We start from the raw sequence: 15,764 nt of genomic DNA on the forward strand, positions 1-15,764 counted from the left end.
AACTAAGCACTCGTTTTGGTTAACGACTCGGATGGCTGTTTGATGCGTGTTACACTCTGTCGGCCATCGATACTCACCGGAACATCGCCGTCAACGGTGACTCGGCGCACAATCCGATGCTGATCTCCGTAGTCGTTGATCGCGTAATGCTGCGTTGCGCGATTGTCCCAGATCACGACATCTCCGGCAGACCAGCGCCAACGTACCGTATTTTCCAGCTTAGTAATATGGCTCTGGAGTAGAGAAAATAGTTGGGCAGAATCCGCGGAAGAAAGGCCCAGGATTTTCTTCACGAAATGGCCAAGCACAAGGGTACGTTCACCCGTCTCGGGATGCACACGAACGATCGGATGCTCGGTTTCATACACCGTGGAGGCAAACACTTCCCGATGATGACGTTCTTTCTCGGGAGAGACTTCAGGACGCTGCGCGGCGTAATCGTAGTCATTGCTATGCAGTGCCCATAGCTGGTCCACGAGGGTGCGCAGCTCAGAAGGGAGGTGCTCATAAGCTGCAGCCGTATTCGCCCAAACCGTGTCACCGCCGGAAGCGGGAACTACAACGGCGCGAAGCACAGAAGCCTGCGGGTAAGCATCGACGAAGGTCACATCGGTATGCCAAGAGTCGGCCCGCCCGCCATGAGCAGAATCAAGCTCAAGCACATAATCGGTTCCAGTTTTAATTGGCACCGTCGGATGAGCAACAGGATCACCAAGCAGGCGAGCAAAAGCCTCCTGCCCCGCGTCATCCAGCTGATGCTGATCGCGAATGAAAATGACTTTGTGCTGCAATAACGCTTCGCGGATCGTCCTAACCGTCTGAGTATCCAGATCAGCGCTAAGGCTCACCCCTTTTATTTCTGCACCAATTCTGCCTGCAATCGGAAGCACCTCAATGTGATCTGGAGTTACCTTAACTTGTTCATTTGTACTCATACGAATTACCTCCATTTTAATTATATTTATGCGCCTCCAACGGCAGCAGTCGCATACTGATTAGCAGGCCGAGACAAGCCCAAATGTCCCCGCAGCGTAGTTCCTGAATATTCCGTTCGGAACAATCCTCTTCGCTGCAGCTCGGGTATGACGAACTGTGCGAATTCTTCCAATCCGGCAGGTAAATAAGGCGGCATCACATTAAACCCGTCACTGCCTCCGTGTAAGAACCACTCTTCCAGCTGGTCAGCTATTTGAATAGGCGTACCAGCAAACGTACGATGACCGCGTCCGCCAGCTAGACGGTGAAGCAGCCCGCGAATGGTCAAATTGTCGCGCTTCGCTAAATCAGCGACCAACTGGAAGCGGCTTTTATTCCCATTGATGTCGGACAAGCTTGGCAGCTCTGGCAGAGGTCCATCCAGCGGATAGGAGATTAAATCAATGTTCAACATATTGGACAATTGATTCAGCCCATATTCCGGAACGGTTAATTCGTTTAATTCTTGCTCTTTTTCTTTGGCTTCTGATTCGGTGCGGCCGATGATGGGGCAGATGCCCGGTAAGATTTTCAACTGCTCAGGAGATCGGCCATACTTGGCAAGTCTTGATTTTACATCCGAATAAAACTGTTGGGCCTCTACCAGAGTTTGTTGAGCAGTGAATATAGCCTCCGCATACTGAGCGGCGAATTCTTTGCCGGATTCGGAAGAGCCCGCTTGAACAAGCACAGGATATCCCTGCGGAGACCTTGGTATATTCAGAGGTCCGCGCACTTTGAAGGTATCGCCGACATGATTGATTTCCCGGACCTTACTTCGATCTGCGAAGGTGCCTGATTCTCGATCAATGATCAGGGCTTCATCTTCCCAGCTGTCCCATAGACTGGTCGTTACGTCTAAGAATTCTTTGGCTCGTTCATAGCGCTTGCTGTGCTCCAAATGGTCATCTTTGCTGAAATTGCTAGCCTCAAAGGAGCTTCCGGATGTGACGATATTCCAGCCTGCTCTCCCCTTGCTTATGTGATCCAACGAGGCAAATTTGCGCGCAACATGAAAGGGTTCGTTATACGTTGTAGAGACGGTGCCGATAAGTCCGATATGATCGGTTACCGAGGCTAAGGCAGATAGTAAAGTGAAGGGTTCAAGCCCAACAAACGCGCCATGTTTAATGTTTTGACTGACCGCTAACCCATCCGCCAAGAAGAGGGAGTCGAATTTAGCCTGTTCCGCAATTTGCGCAATCCGTTGAAAATATCGAATATCCGTAATATTCTCCGGCTCTGTGTTCTTGTGTCTCCATGATGCTTCATGATGTCCCGTATTCATGATGAATACATTTAAATGCAGTTGTCTTTTGGCTTTGCTCATGATCACTCACGCACCCTTTTATTTTTTTATTCACTATAGGTTTGCTTCCAGCCTGTTAATCTCTTCTCCAGCGTAACGAGCAGGTAATTAATGATTAAACCAATAACCGAAATAGAGATAATGCCAGCGTACATATTCGTGATTTGAAAGCTGAACTGTGTGTATTGAATTAAGTAACCTAGACCGGACTTCGCACCGACCATCTCAGCGGCAACGAGCACTAGAATAGAACCGGCTCCAGCCTGCCGAATGCCTACGAAAATAGTCGGTGTCGCAGCGGGAATAATCACTTTGCGAAACAAGCTGACTGGCGATAAACCCATGGAACGAGCTGATTTGATCAAAAGTGGATCGACATTTTTGACGCCGCTTATGGTGTTCAGTAGAAGCGGGAACGTGCAGGCATACAGCACGATGGCAATCTTCGAGGTTTCACCAAGTCCGAGTAATAGGATGAAGACCGGGAGTATGGCAAGTGCGGCCGTATTTCGCAATAATTCGAGCAAGGGATTGAGATACTCCGATACGGGCTTCCACCAACCGATGGCCAGACCAAGAGGGATGCTGATGAGGATTGCCAGCGTAAATCCGCCCAAAGAACGCGATAAACTGGCTATCGTATGCTCGATAAGATCACCCGACAGCAGCAACTGCCACCAAGCAGCCGCAATTTCGGAGATCGGAGGGAAGAACGTTCGATCAACGAGCCCTGCGCGAGGTGCCACTTCCCATACGAAAAGCAAGGCCACGATGACAATGGCATTTTTGAACAGTTTTCTTAGATTCGCTAAGGACCAACTGACGACATCAAAGCTTTCTTTTTCACGAAGAACCAGGGCTTTACCCGCATTCACACTAGCCATTCATGACGCCTCCTTTTAATTCAGATTTATTGTGCTCAAAGCTATCCAAGCTCTTGGCTATCTCTTGCTCCTGGGCTTTCGTTACTTCGTCTTTAAGCAAATCCCACACCTCATGGCGCAGCTTGACGAAGTCAGGATGAGACCGTAAATCTTCTTCACTTCTTCGTGATTCAAAAGGGATATCAATGACTTTCTTGATTCTTCCTGGACGAGAGGTCATTACAGCGACACGCTGTCCTAAGTAAACCGCTTCTTCAATGCCATGCGTGATGAAAATGATCGTTTTTTTCGTAGCCTCCCAAATACGGAGCAGTTCGCTTTGCAGGGTTTCACGTGTTTGCGCATCCAGCGCAGCGAAGGGTTCATCCATCAGCAGCACTTCGGGATCGTAGGCCAAGCTTCTGGCGATCGCAACCCGCTGCTTCATGCCTCCTGAAATCTCATGGGGATAACGGTTTTCGAAGCCGGCAAGCCCAACCAGATGAATAAACTCTAGGGCAATTTTGCGGCGTTCTTTGCGACCCACCCCTTTGGCTTCGAGGCCAAACTCCACATTCGCCAGCGTCGTCTTCCAGGGGAAAAGCGCATACTGCTGAAACACGATACCGCGGTCCAGATTCGGTCCTGTAATGGCCTTGCCATCTAACAAAATCTGCCCGCTGCTAGGCTTTGTTAAGCCCGCAAGTAAGTCTAGCAAGGTTGATTTACCGCAGCCGCTTGGCCCGACGATGACCATGAATTCGCCCTTCTTCACCTCCAAATTGATATCCTTTAGGGCGGAAATAGGCTGTGAATCTTCTTTCAAATGCCCCAGGTTTCTTTGGATTCGAAACGATTTCTGCACATGCTGAATGCTGATTTTAGCTGTCATTTACAGCACCTCCTTAACGGTTTCGCCAGTCGGGACTGGCTTTATAAACAGTTACTTTTTCTCGTTAACAAAAGGATTGAATTCATTCGTGTACAAATCTTTGACCTTCAATTGCCCTTCTTTGATGACACCTTCGTTCACAAGCCAATGGATCCATGTATCGAATTCCTTCTCGGAGATCAAACCGCCTTTACCGGCAACACCGGTGCTTTTCCAAAACTTCACAGTAGAAGTATCTTCTTTTCTGCCTCGTGCGTTAATGATTTTCTCATAACGAGCAACGACTTCATCCCGGGGTGTTGTGCGAGCCCACTCAATGGCTTTGGCGGTTGCTTCAACAAATTTTCGAGAGGCATTCGGATTCGCCTTGATGAATTTATCAGTCAGGACATAACTGCCGGCACTAAAGGTGCCAAACAGATCGATATCCTTAAACAAAGGATGAATGCCGCCGCGCTCCAGCGCTTTGTCACGCAGTACACCGCCTAGTGCAGCTACATCAATTTGTTCCGCGCGCAGCGTCTGTTCCGTTGTGACCGGCGGTACGACAACAAGCGTTACCTGCTTTATTTCCTCCGTCGTTAAGCCGGCTCTGTGCAGGTATTCCTTAATGACGAATTCATGGTGAGCGCCTAGTGTATTCACCGCGATTTTTTTGCCGATCAAATCCTTTGCAGACTTGATAGGACTGCCATCCAACACGTAATATCCCGTCCACGTGTTCTCATCGACACCATAATAAGCAATCACTGGCTTAATCGGAGCTTTGGCAGATATCAATTTCACGATGGCCCCATTAAAAGCTCCGCCAAAGTCGGTATCCCCCGTAACGACAGCTTGAATATCTTGAGGACCACTAATCGTGTTGCCGATAAACTTCAGCTTCAAAGGGGCAAGGTATCCCAAGTCCTCAGCTAATTCTGGAAAAGTAACGGAGCCAACACCTCCTTGATAGCGAAGCTCAGTTACTTCAGGTGCTCCGCCGCTCGCTGATGCAGTAGCTTCTGTTTTGCCGCAGGCTGTCAGTAGTAAAGAGGAAGCAAGAAGTAATACGATGGCTGTCGTGCAGCCTTTTTTAGCAAAATGAGTCATGTTCATATCCCCCTAACGATAATTTGCTTTCGTTGACTTTCTGACCAAGCTATCTCCAATGGCTTGGTTTTAAATTGTATAATTCCTATAGACTTACTATGAATATATTTCTATAATGAAATATAATCTCAGCCCACCTAACTGTCAATGAATTGGAAACACATGAACATGAATGACGATGAATGACCATCTTAACCCCGGCAGGAGGCGCGATGACAATGACCAACCAGCGATTCAACCTCATTTCTTTGTATGATGCGATCGATTTGCTTGGTGTAAGCCGATCCACCTTTGACAGATGGCGTAAATTAAAGCAGCTTCCTTTTGTGAAAATAGGGAAAGAAATCTTAATTGATAAGAATGAACTAGAGCAGTGGGTTCGTCATCACTCTTTTCGCATACAGAGTCCGTCAATTGCCTCGGGCGCACCAACAACCGTTGCTTCTAAGGAGCAGCCCACGATTACAGTTGGTTATCAAAGCGGAACGGCCCATATGTGGTCAGCGCTCATCATGAAAGAGCTTGGCTGGTTGGAGGAAGAGCTCATCTTAGCGAATCCTAGCCGTACTGTGCATGTAAAATGGCTGGATGCAGCTAATGGAACGTTGCTTTTGCAGGGCTTGATAGGGGGAAGCATCCAGATTGCTTCCTTGGGAGACTATCCGATTGTACTTAGTCAATCACTCAGTCAGACGCTGCCTGCATTTCGTCCTATTCTACTAGCCTTTGACGGTAAAACCTCAGGTGGACAAGGGATTTCACTCGTTATGCGCAAAGGGCTGGAGATCAACGGAATTTCGGAGATCTGCCAGTGGCCGCTTTCATCGGCAGCGCAATCGAGTGCGGGTTATCGTTTATCGAAGCTGCTTCAATCGCATGGAGGTCATGAGAATCATTTTGAACATAAAGAAATGGATGAATGCATGGCGGGGATCGTGAAGCGGAAGCTTGCCGGAAGTGTCATGTGGGAGCCGTATATTAGCTTGGCTCAATACCACGGCGTTGGCCATGTGCTTTTTCCAGAGGGAATGGGGGAGAATTATTTAACAGGAATTGTTGCTGATGAGAATTGGGCGCGACATCATGAAGGTGACGCAGTTGCCTACTTAAAAGCACATGTTCGGGTCCATGCGTTTATCCGCACTAATCCTCTTGCAGCTGCCGAGCTTATTTCCCGGGCCAAAGGCATTCCGCCAGAAATTACAGCCCGCATAATCGCTAAAGTACGATGGGACGCTGCTTTTTATTCGAAAGATATGAACGCTCTACAGCAGCTATCACTGCCATTATCCAAAGAAATCTGCTTCAAAGGTGAATATTTGCAACTAGCCATTAAGGCATTAAAGCTGCCCCAAGTGAGCTGCGAACCATTGGAAGGGGATTGGGCCGTGGAGCAGTTGTACTAAATGTAAAGAGGCTTTCGCTTCGCTTCATTTCGTTATATAGTAAAAAAGAATTGAAGTGTTGAAAGGAGTGCCAAATGCTTACAACGATGCGTGATGAACAAAATGGTATTTTCCCAGCCGTATGCTCACTGGATTGTCCAGATCAATGCGGCCTGCTGCTTCATAAAGAAGCTGGAAAGATCGTTAAAATAGAGGGAGACCCGAATCACCCGGTAACACAAGGGGCTATTTGCAATAAAGTCCGCAACATGACGGCTCGTATATATGATGATAAAAGGCTGCAGTATCCCATGAAGCGCGTGGGGCCTAAGGGTGAAGGCAGCCAGTTTGAAAGAATTACCTGGGAAGAAGCGATCGAAACCATAACTAGTCGCTGGAAGCAGCTAATCGCAGATGAGGGAGCCGAGTCTATTCTGCCTTACAGCTTCTATGGCAACATGGGACGGATTGGGACGGAAGGGATGGATCGCCGCTTTTTCAATCGGATGGGTGCGAGCCGACTGCTGTACTCCATTTGCGAATCAGCAGGCACAGAAGGCTACAAGTATACGATGGGAGGAAGCTTCGGGACGGATCCTGAGGATACAGTTCATGCCAAGCTGATCATCATGTGGGGCATTAATGCGGTCAGCACGAATATGCATCAGGTTATGTTGGCTGAAAAAGCCCGTAAGAATGGCGCGCAAATTATCGTGATTGACGCTCACAAGAACCAAACAGGCCGCTGGGCGGACTGGTTTATTCCGATTTTGCCAGGAACAGACGCTGCCCTTGCTCTTGGAATCATGCATATCTTGTTCGCTGAGAATTTGGTAGATGAAGCGTTTATGCAGCAATATACCGCTGGGCATGAGGAGCTAAGGGAACATGTGCGTCAATTTGATCCTTCTGTGGTATCTACAATAACGGGCGTACCTGCCCTAGACATCTACCGCTTAGCTCGATTATACGGTCAGACATCGCCATCTTTTATTCGAATTGGGAATGGCATTCAGCATCATGATAACGGTGGTATGTGTGTGCGGACCATAGCGTGCTTACCAGCGTTAACGGGGCAGTGGCTGCATAAAGGCGGCGGCGCGATTAAAGGAAATGGCAGCTATTTGGAACATAATATTCCGGCCTTACAGCGGCCCGACTTACGAGAGAAGGAAGCTCGGCAAATCAATATGAATTTACTCGGGAATGCCTTGCTGGAGCTTGATCCGCCTATTCGTTCGCTTTATGTGTACAATTCCAATCCGGCGTTAGTTGCTCCTCATGCGAATAAGGTGAGAGAGGGACTTCAGCGGGAGGACCTATTTACCGTTGTTCATGACCTGTTTCTGACCGAAACAGCGAAGTTTGCGGATATTGTGCTTCCAGCAACGTCCTCCTTTGAAAATACGGACTTTTACCGCTCCTATTGGCATCAATATGTGCACCTTCAGCTTCCCGTCATGGCTCCTTTTGGGGAAAGTAAAGCGAATGTGGATGTGTTTCGTCTGTTGGCGGTGGAGATGGGCTATGAGGATGAGGCTCTAAGGGATACCGATGAAGCTTTGATTCGACAGGCTTTGGATCATCCCGGGAACCCAGCTCTGAATAACATATCGTATGAAACACTACTGGAAAAACAGTTTATCAAGGCGGATGTTAAGCCCTTATTCCCTGGGAAATTGAAGACACCAAGCGGGAAGATCGAGCTGTATTCTCATGAGATGGAGAGTAAAGGGTTCCCGCCACTTCCGACATATAAGCCACTAGTGGATGATGGTGACCTGCCATTCTTGTTCATTCCAGCACCGAATCATAACTTCCTGAATTCGACGTTTGCGCATAATGAAAAGCATATTCGCATGGAGAAAACGCCGAAGCTTCATATGAATGAGGCGGATGCGTCCGCATTAGGCTTGGTTAGTGGTGATGTTGCCCGTGTTTGGAATGATCGCGGAGAGTGCGAATTAATCGTAGCGGCTGGCACGGATGTGCTCCCGGGCGTGGTTGTGAGCCAAGGGCTTTGGGCGGATTTGCCGGGGAACAAAGCGTTGGTTAACGCGCTTACGCCTGACCGAGTAGCCGATATGGGCGGTGGCGCTACGTTCTTCTCGGGTCGTGTGCGGGTGGAGAAGCGCGAAGTAAACTGAACCCTTGGGCGCTTCGCCGCATAAGGTAATTCAGGAGGTGATGGCCTATGTCATTACAGCATAAAACGTATTCCTTGATCGGAAGCCCAGTAGGTGTATCCCTAATGGACGGCACTGGTATTTCTGGTATTCTGTGCAGTATTCAAGGTGGGTCTATTTATATAATTGAATATTTATACCACACCCAATTTGCAACCAAACATTATGCCTTCAATCAAATTCGAGATATTCTCCCTTTCCCGCAATGCCCTCAGCCTCAACCGCCTGTGTACCAACCGAAACCTTTATATTAGTTTAAAAAGAAGATTAGTTAAAAAGATTCCGAATGCCGATCCTCGTGGATCGGTTTTTTCTTTTTGCTGCCTAGGTAAATCTGTCGTTTGAGTTGCTCGATAAATCAGCCTGCTGTTCCATAATTGTCCAATTAGGTAACATGCAGAGGATTATATAAACTTGAGATATTAACTAGAGTAGTTAGCTCGATGTACTGTCTGCGAGCTTCGACTCGCGGAAGTTTCGCTGAAAGCGTGCTTTTCGCGCTTATTTGTTTGAGGCTGCACGAGGCTTACCGCCATATCAGCCAAATCCTAATAATACCCCTCTAAGACCTAAATAAATGACAATAAAATTAGATTGAAAGAGAGTATGATGTTGGTCACAAGGTTTTTGTATACGCTTACATATGCATTCAAACTATTAATCAGAATAAGGAGCCTATTCACATGAAAACTCATTTCATTCAAAGAAAGCTAGCCATGATGTTAATGATTTCAACGGTTTTCTCATTACTCCTCATCCCTTCGCCAGGAAACGCGACTGATGTTGAGGTGGATGTAGCTGCCCTGCTGCCTACAGCGGATGCGGCTATCGCTCTGGACACTACGAATGCAGCAATTGCAAATACCAACTTTGATACCAAAACGAGCTCAACAACGGGTATATACAACATTTTGTCCAGCAACACAGTCAAAAGACAGGCCTACTATAAATTTAACTTGGCTGCTGTTTCGGACAGTGCGTACAAGTATTATTTGCAGGTCTCTGCAAAACGGGGGAGCGGTGCAAATGACGTGGACACAGCTTTACAAGTGTTCGCTCAGAACGATATTACATGGCAGGAAGCAGCCATTACTTGGAATACAGCGCCCCAGACGGATCTGGCTCAATTAGCTCAACTCGGGCAGATTACGGTCACTCAGCCTAATACGATATCTAAGCCGGCTCTATATACGGTAGACGTGACCAATTATGTAAGACAACATTTATCAGATGGCGCAGTGTCCTTTGTTGTCGGTGATTCACAAGGCTTAGGCAGATCGGTTAATGTGTATTCCAAAGAAACGACGGCATCCAATCCTAAGCCGCAGTTGGTAGTGAAACGAGTGGTTCAAGGCGATAATACACCGCCTACTTGGCCATCAAACGCTGTCTTAAAGTCAAGCAATCTGGGAACGAACTTTGTCCAATTAACCTGGCCAGCAGCTACAGATGATACTTTAGTAACCAATTACTTGGTCTATCAAAATGACTCCGTTCTTTCTACCGTTTATGGCAGTACCTATTATAACGTCGAAGGATTAACACCAAATACGAGTTATACCTATAAAATCATCGCCGGAGACGCAGCTGGGAACTATTCCTCAACCCCTTTGACTTATAGCACGACAACGTTAGCTTCACCTGTTACTCCCTTGCAGGTTGTAGAAGTTAATGCTAGCAGCAGCGATGGAAATGTAGAGAGCAATACACTGGATAACAATTTATACAGCCGTTGGTCAGCTTCTGGCGATGGTCAATATGTAATGTTTGACTTAGGGCAAACGAAGAGTATCGGGTACGTGGGCATAGCTTTTTATAAAGGAGATCAACGTGCTACCCTTATCGATATTCAAACTTCAAACGACGCTGCAACATGGACGAATGTATTTAGTGGCAGCAGCCGCGCGAGTACGGTTAACATGCAGGCATTTGATTTCCCAGATACCAATGCTCGCTTCCTAAGAGTAGTAGGACACGGTAACTCGGATGGCAGTACTTTTACCAGCTTAACGGAAGTGATGATTTATGCGCCTTTTGTATCCGGAGATACACCGGTTGCTATTGTTCCGAATATTACACCAACGGCTCCCCCTGGAACAGTTCCTTTCACGAAGGCTGGCTTGACGAAACCCGATGGTTCTGAGCACCCCATTCATGCACCTAATGCTGTAACGGGAAATACGATTAATGTGGTAGATTATGGCGCCGACCCAGCGGATAATGAACAAGATGACCGGGTAGCTATTCAAAATGCGATCAATGCTGCCGCTTTCGGCGATGAAGTCTTTTTACCGAATGGTGTGTATAACTTGAAAACATCGCCTGACGGGTTTATTAACATAAAACTCAAATCCGGAGTGAACATAAGAGGAGAAAGCCAAACAGGCACTCTTCTGAAATCAAGTATTGACGATGTCAAGAATAGTTCAGTCTTGAAATCATCCAATCAACACGATATAGTCGTTTCGAACCTGACAGTGACTTCAACTTGGAATCGTACATTTTCCTTAGAGCATACAACGAATAATCCAGAGGCCGGGGGACCCGACAGCATGATTGCCATAGCGAACTATGGTGAGAATCCGTCCTATAACGTGACCATCGATCAGGTTACTGTTGAACGGTTTAGACGAATGGCGATTCGGATTGAGAACAGCCATGATGTCGTAGTTCGCGGCAGTACATTCCGCAATGCAACCGATCTCGGTGGCGGCGGAGCAGGCTATGGAACATCGATCCAAGGAATGCCGAAGGTTGATAGGCTCGGTTTTGATAATGATACGTATTGGAATGTGGTGGAAAATTCTACGTTTGAAGGGCCGTATTTGCGTCATGGTTCCCTCATCCAAAATGTAGCGCACAATAACGTTCTGAGAAATAATCACTATACCAATACCAAATTGGATGCTATTGATCTTCATGGTGAGCTGGAATATTTGAACGAAGTTCACGGGAATACGATCGAAAACATATTTACCGGCGGTGGCATAGGGCTTGGAAACACAGGCGGTACAACGCCAAGCAACCATAGTAAAACGGGTCCTAATAACTACATTCATGACAATGTCATTCAAAACTCACGTGAAGGCATAGTCGTTTCGATGGGGACGCCGGATACGTTGATCGAGCACAACACGATAGAAAATACGACAACAGTCAATAACGGCGTTGGGATCAATATTTTAAACGGACCAGGTACTCGGATTATCAATAATCATATTCGTAATAATACAGCGGGCAATTACTGGGGAATTCTGCTCGAACACGACAATGGTGACCAAAATGCCAATAGTGTGGGACAGGGAGATCCTCAAAACGTACAAATTACAGGGAATACGCTAACAGGAAATACGAATGGGATTCAGCTGCAGGCAGGCTTAAATATTACGGTTAATAAGAATTTCTTGAACAATATCGGGACCAATTATGAAAAGGCAGCTGGTGTAACAGCTATGGAAATATGGCCTTCGACCGACAACACCTTAAGCGGTTTGACGATCAGTGCAGGTACATTAAGTCCTACATTTGATGCAGCTGTAACCGAATATACGTCCAGTGTGTCTAATGAGATAGCTCAAATCAGCATCCATCCAATGGTATCGGACAACCAAGCGAAGATAATGGTTAACGGAGCATCAGTCACTAGTGGAGAGGCTTCCAATGACATTCAGCTAAATGTAGGCGAGAATAGGATCGACATAGTTGTTACAGCCGAAGATCATTCTACAAAGACATATCAACTGACAGTAACTCGGTTGTTATCAAACAATGCGAATCTAAGCAGCTTGACGATTAGTGCGGGAACATTAAGTCCGGAATTCGGAGCGAATGTAACAGCATACATGGTTTCGGTGTCAAATGGAACTAGTAAGATCTCCATCACGCCAACTGTTGCAGATAGCCGTGCAATGGTAACGATAGACGGAGCATTAATTGTAAATGGAGCAGCATCTGACGTCATTCACTTGAAAAAAGGTGAGAACACGATTGAGATTCAGGTGACAGCTGAGGATAACTCCACTAAAACATACAAGCTCATTGTGATGAGAGGCAGTGACAAGGATAAAGACAAGGACAAATAAGATTTTAACAGATAAAGAGTCGGCGAGGTTATCCTCCTGACTCTTTTTTGTTTGCGAAGGAGAAGGAATTTCACATCATGATCTGCCCTATGATACAATACGGAAAAATGAATGTTGAGTGGTGAATCTATGACATTTGAAGAGGTAATGAATAACCTAGAGGAGCTCGGAAGCGAACAAACGAAGAAAACGTTTCTTCGGCATGGTGCGCAGGAGCCTTTTTTCGGAGTAAAAGTAGGCGATCTGAAGAAGCTGGTCAAATTCGTCAAAAAAGACCGTGAGCTTGCCCTTGCTCTGTATGATTCAGGCAATACGGATGCGATGTATTTGGCCGGACTCTCCATTGATCCAAAAACAATGACGAAGCAAGAACTTCAGAATTGGGCGAAGCAAGCCTATTGGTATATGCTCACTGAATATACGGTAGCGGGCGTGGCTGCAGAAAGCAGCAGTGCGCTTGAATTGGCAAGGGAATGGCTGCAATCTCCCGACGAATTAATTGCCACATGCGGGTGGAGCACTTATGCAAACTATATAAGTATCACACCAGATGAGAAGCTGGATCTTCATGAAATTGCGCAGCTGCTGGAGCAAGTGAGAACAACGATTCATGCGGAAAGAAATCGCGTTAGATATACAATGAACACCTTTGTTATTACGGTGGGTGCGTATTGTTTTCCACTATTTGAAGCAGCGATGGAAGTAGCTAATGAGATTGGTAAGGTTCATGTCGACGTCGGTCAAACAGCTTGTAAAGTGCCGCTCGCGACTGAATATATTCATAAAGTGGAATCGATGGGCCGAGTAGGGAAGAAGAAGATGACGTGTATTTGTTAAAAAAGAGTTTATCTAGGCTATGACTAAACGGCAGTGTAAGATGCTGCTTTAGTTGGAGCCTTTTTTAACATATTTCTCCCTGTTAAAAAAAGGATAACGCTTACCCTTGCAGAAACATTGGAAGAGTGGAATGAAGGGAGCGCAGTGTAAGCTATGTTATTAGAAAAATTATTTTTGAACATCCTTATCGTCCTTGCTCCTGTCTTATTACAGAGTGTCTTTGGAGATCGATGGCGCAATGATCCGTCACCGATCGTGATGGGCTTACTTTATGGCACAGCCTCCTCGCTTTGCTTATTATTTTCTTATTATGAACTTGATTTGTACTGGGACTTACGTTATGTTCCCCTTGTCATTTCGAACATTTATTGGGGACCCTTAGCAGGTCTTATTAATTTTATTATGATATTGCTCATGCGTACGTATCTAGGTGGAGATGCGCTTATATTTGGCTATATTAGTATGACACTCAGTTTTATTATCCCTTTTGCAGCTTCTTACAAGATCAAAGAATTAACAGGAAGCTCACGAATAAAGGTAGCTATATTGGTTTCGTTAAGTCCGTTACTGGTTATGCTGCTCATTTTATTGAGCTATGTGTCTCTTTATAAAGGCATTGAATCGTTTGATCTTGCTACTATTCCTGCTATGATCTCTTTTGGCATACTCCTAGTTCTAGGAACCTGGTTATCATCCATGCTGCAAGAAATACATGAAGAGCGATTTAAAATGAAAGTTCAAATTCAAAAAGCTGAAAAAATGAAAACGCTTGGCGAGTTAGCTGCATCCATCGCACATGAGGTTCGTAATCCATTAACTGTTGTTCAAGGGTTTCTGCAGCTTATGCGCCCGAACGAGCAAGGGAAGAATCAACAATACCTGAATATTGCCATGGAAGAGCTTGCTAGAGCAGAATCGATCATTAATGATTACTTAAATTTTTCCAAGCCGAAACTAACCAAATTAGAATCTTTTTCATTTTCTGACGTATTAAACAACATTATTGTGCTTCTAACGCCAATGGCGATGAAGAATGGTGTTGAGATTACTGTCAGTCTGGAGGATCAAATTTATATTTTTTCAGACCGTGGACAATTGCAGCAAGCCTTGGTGAATGTAATTAAAAATGCCATAGAAGCGACGCCCGCCAACGGTGAGGTACAGGTAAGCTTAAAAAGATTGGTTGGCCGAGCCGAAATCAAGGTTATTGATAATGGTAAGGGAATGACGAAGGATCAGCTCTCTCGTATCGGTAATTTGTTCTATTCAACGAAAGATGTTGGAACGGGGTTAGGGACCGCGGTTAGCATTCGGATTATAGAAACGATGAATGGTGAAATAAACTACGAAAGTGAAGAAGGCGTCGGTACGACTGTCACAATCACTTTGCCTTTGTAAGGGTCATACCATTTTAAGTGACAGTTCTGGGAGTGATATGATGGAAATTACCATGTATGTAAGCATAGCTGTAAAGTTAGCTGTTGCTTTGGTTGGATTGCTGATCATGACACGACTTCTGGGAAAGAAAGAGATTTCTCAGCTTACGGCTTTTGATTTTGTCTCCTCCTTAATGCTCAGTGAGTTAGTTGGAAATACGATTTATGATGACAGTGTTCATCTTAGCCATCTTGTATTCGCACTTGTGATCTGGACACTGCTTGCACTTGGCCTCGAGAAATTTATATGGGCTGTCCCTTGGATTTCACGATATGCATCGGGAACACCAGATTTACTGATCCGTGATGGGGTTATCGACTTCAAGGCGATGAAGCGTAACAATCTGGACTTTGCTCAACTAAGTATGCTGCTGCGGGAAAATGATGTGTTCTCTATGAGGGAAGTCGCCTATGCGTTGTTTGAGACGAATGGTAGCATTAGCGTTCTACGTCAAAAGGATCCGGGAAGCCAGAATGATGGTGAGACAGATTCGCCTAAGAAAAGGGTCTGCCTGCCGGAGAGTATTATTGAGAATGGAAGTATCAATGAAGCAGCACTGGGGCGTCTCGGCCGTGATCAGGAATGGCTGAAGCAGCTTCTGCAGCTGAGTGGAATCAGCCATCATGAACGGGTTCTTTTTGCCGAATGGTCCGATTCAAGCGGACTTTTCTACCAGCTTAAATAGAGCAAAAAAAGCCTAATCAAC

Annotated in this window: 12 protein-coding genes; 7 read left to right on the plus strand and 5 right to left on the minus strand. The window is 46.0% G+C overall.

All coding sequences use genetic code 11. The features are described from left to right. Positions 1–2: 2 nt before the first annotated feature. Genes AC58U0_RS26980 through AC58U0_RS27000 form a run of 5 tightly spaced genes read right to left on the minus strand, consistent with a single transcriptional unit; the run spans position 3 to position 5,131 of the window. Entirely contained in the window at positions 3–935 is a 933-nt protein-coding gene (locus AC58U0_RS26980; RefSeq protein ID WP_497381954.1) for a TauD/TfdA dioxygenase family protein, read from the minus strand. Positions 936–961: 26 nt separating this feature from the next. Continuing rightward, positions 962–2,305 carry an LLM class flavin-dependent oxidoreductase gene (locus AC58U0_RS26985; protein ID WP_497381955.1) on the minus strand — a complete coding sequence of 448 codons (1,344 nt, stop codon included), beginning with the start codon at positions 2,303–2,305 and terminating at the stop codon, positions 962–964. A 26-nt stretch (positions 2,306–2,331) separates the two neighbouring features. After that, positions 2,332–3,168 (minus strand): ABC transporter permease, encoded by an 837-nt coding sequence (locus AC58U0_RS26990; RefSeq protein ID WP_497381956.1) that lies wholly within the window; start codon positions 3,166–3,168, stop codon positions 2,332–2,334. Then, entirely contained in the window at positions 3,161–4,039 is an 879-nt protein-coding gene (locus AC58U0_RS26995) for an ABC transporter ATP-binding protein (protein ID WP_497381957.1), read from the minus strand. The genes AC58U0_RS26990 and AC58U0_RS26995 overlap by 8 nt, the downstream gene beginning before the upstream one ends. 51 nt (positions 4,040–4,090) lie before the next feature. Then, positions 4,091–5,131 (minus strand): ABC transporter substrate-binding protein, encoded by a 1,041-nt coding sequence (locus AC58U0_RS27000; RefSeq protein WP_497381958.1) that lies wholly within the window; start codon positions 5,129–5,131, stop codon positions 4,091–4,093. Positions 5,132–5,349: 218 nt separating this feature from the next. On the opposite strand from AC58U0_RS27000, the gene AC58U0_RS27005 reads away from it, so the two are divergent. The 7 genes from AC58U0_RS27005 to AC58U0_RS27035 all read left to right on the plus strand — a co-directional run bounded on the left by AC58U0_RS27005 (position 5,350) and on the right by AC58U0_RS27035 (position 15,743). Next, positions 5,350–6,537, plus strand: a complete 1,188-nt coding sequence (locus AC58U0_RS27005) for a helix-turn-helix domain-containing protein (RefSeq protein WP_497381959.1) — start codon at positions 5,350–5,352, stop codon at positions 6,535–6,537. Positions 6,538–6,611: 74 nt separating this feature from the next. Next, a complete protein-coding gene (locus AC58U0_RS27010; RefSeq protein WP_497381960.1) occupies positions 6,612–8,663 on the plus strand; it encodes a molybdopterin oxidoreductase family protein in 2,052 nt (683 codons plus the stop codon). A gap of 47 nt (positions 8,664–8,710) precedes the next feature. After that, positions 8,711–8,956, plus strand: coding sequence for a hypothetical protein (locus tag AC58U0_RS27015; RefSeq protein WP_497381961.1), 246 nt, complete (start codon positions 8,711–8,713; stop codon positions 8,954–8,956). Between the two features lie 429 nt (positions 8,957–9,385). Further along, positions 9,386–12,784: a cadherin-like beta sandwich domain-containing protein gene (locus AC58U0_RS27020; protein ID WP_497381962.1), complete on the plus strand. Its 3,399-nt coding sequence runs from the start codon at positions 9,386–9,388 to the stop codon at positions 12,782–12,784. 129 nt (positions 12,785–12,913) lie between these two features. Then, positions 12,914–13,621 carry a DNA alkylation repair protein gene (locus tag AC58U0_RS27025; protein WP_497381963.1) on the plus strand — a complete coding sequence of 236 codons (708 nt, stop codon included), beginning with the start codon at positions 12,914–12,916 and terminating at the stop codon, positions 13,619–13,621. Positions 13,622–13,774: 153 nt separating this feature from the next. Beyond that, entirely contained in the window at positions 13,775–15,019 is a 1,245-nt protein-coding gene (locus AC58U0_RS27030; protein WP_497381964.1) for an ATP-binding protein, read from the plus strand. A gap of 40 nt (positions 15,020–15,059) precedes the next feature. After that, positions 15,060–15,743: a DUF421 domain-containing protein gene (locus AC58U0_RS27035; RefSeq protein ID WP_497381965.1), complete on the plus strand. Its 684-nt coding sequence runs from the start codon at positions 15,060–15,062 to the stop codon at positions 15,741–15,743. Positions 15,744–15,764 lie beyond the last annotated feature (21 nt).

The sequence above is a fragment of the Paenibacillus sp. J31P190 genome (assembly GCF_059692075.1).

Excerpts from the sequence above, each read along its gene's own strand:
- AC58U0_RS26980 (WP_497381954.1), bottom strand. The coding sequence starts at position 935 with ATGAGTACAAATGAACAAGTTAAGGTAACTCCAGATCACATTGAGGTG.
- AC58U0_RS26985 (WP_497381955.1), bottom strand. The coding sequence starts at position 2,305 with ATGAGCAAAGCCAAAAGACAACTGCATTTAAATGTATTCATCATGAAT.
- AC58U0_RS26990 (WP_497381956.1), bottom strand. The coding sequence starts at position 3,168 with ATGGCTAGTGTGAATGCGGGTAAAGCCCTGGTTCTTCGTGAAAAAGAA.
- AC58U0_RS26995 (WP_497381957.1), bottom strand. The coding sequence starts at position 4,039 with ATGACAGCTAAAATCAGCATTCAGCATGTGCAGAAATCGTTTCGAATC.
- AC58U0_RS27000 (WP_497381958.1), bottom strand. The coding sequence starts at position 5,131 with ATGACTCATTTTGCTAAAAAAGGCTGCACGACAGCCATCGTATTACTT.
- AC58U0_RS27005 (WP_497381959.1), top strand. The coding sequence starts at position 5,350 with ATGACCAACCAGCGATTCAACCTCATTTCTTTGTATGATGCGATCGAT.
- AC58U0_RS27010 (WP_497381960.1), top strand. The coding sequence starts at position 6,612 with ATGCTTACAACGATGCGTGATGAACAAAATGGTATTTTCCCAGCCGTA.
- AC58U0_RS27015 (WP_497381961.1), top strand. The coding sequence starts at position 8,711 with ATGTCATTACAGCATAAAACGTATTCCTTGATCGGAAGCCCAGTAGGT.
- AC58U0_RS27020 (WP_497381962.1), top strand. The coding sequence starts at position 9,386 with ATGAAAACTCATTTCATTCAAAGAAAGCTAGCCATGATGTTAATGATT.
- AC58U0_RS27025 (WP_497381963.1), top strand. The coding sequence starts at position 12,914 with ATGACATTTGAAGAGGTAATGAATAACCTAGAGGAGCTCGGAAGCGAA.
- AC58U0_RS27030 (WP_497381964.1), top strand. The coding sequence starts at position 13,775 with ATGTTATTAGAAAAATTATTTTTGAACATCCTTATCGTCCTTGCTCCT.
- AC58U0_RS27035 (WP_497381965.1), top strand. The coding sequence starts at position 15,060 with ATGGAAATTACCATGTATGTAAGCATAGCTGTAAAGTTAGCTGTTGCT.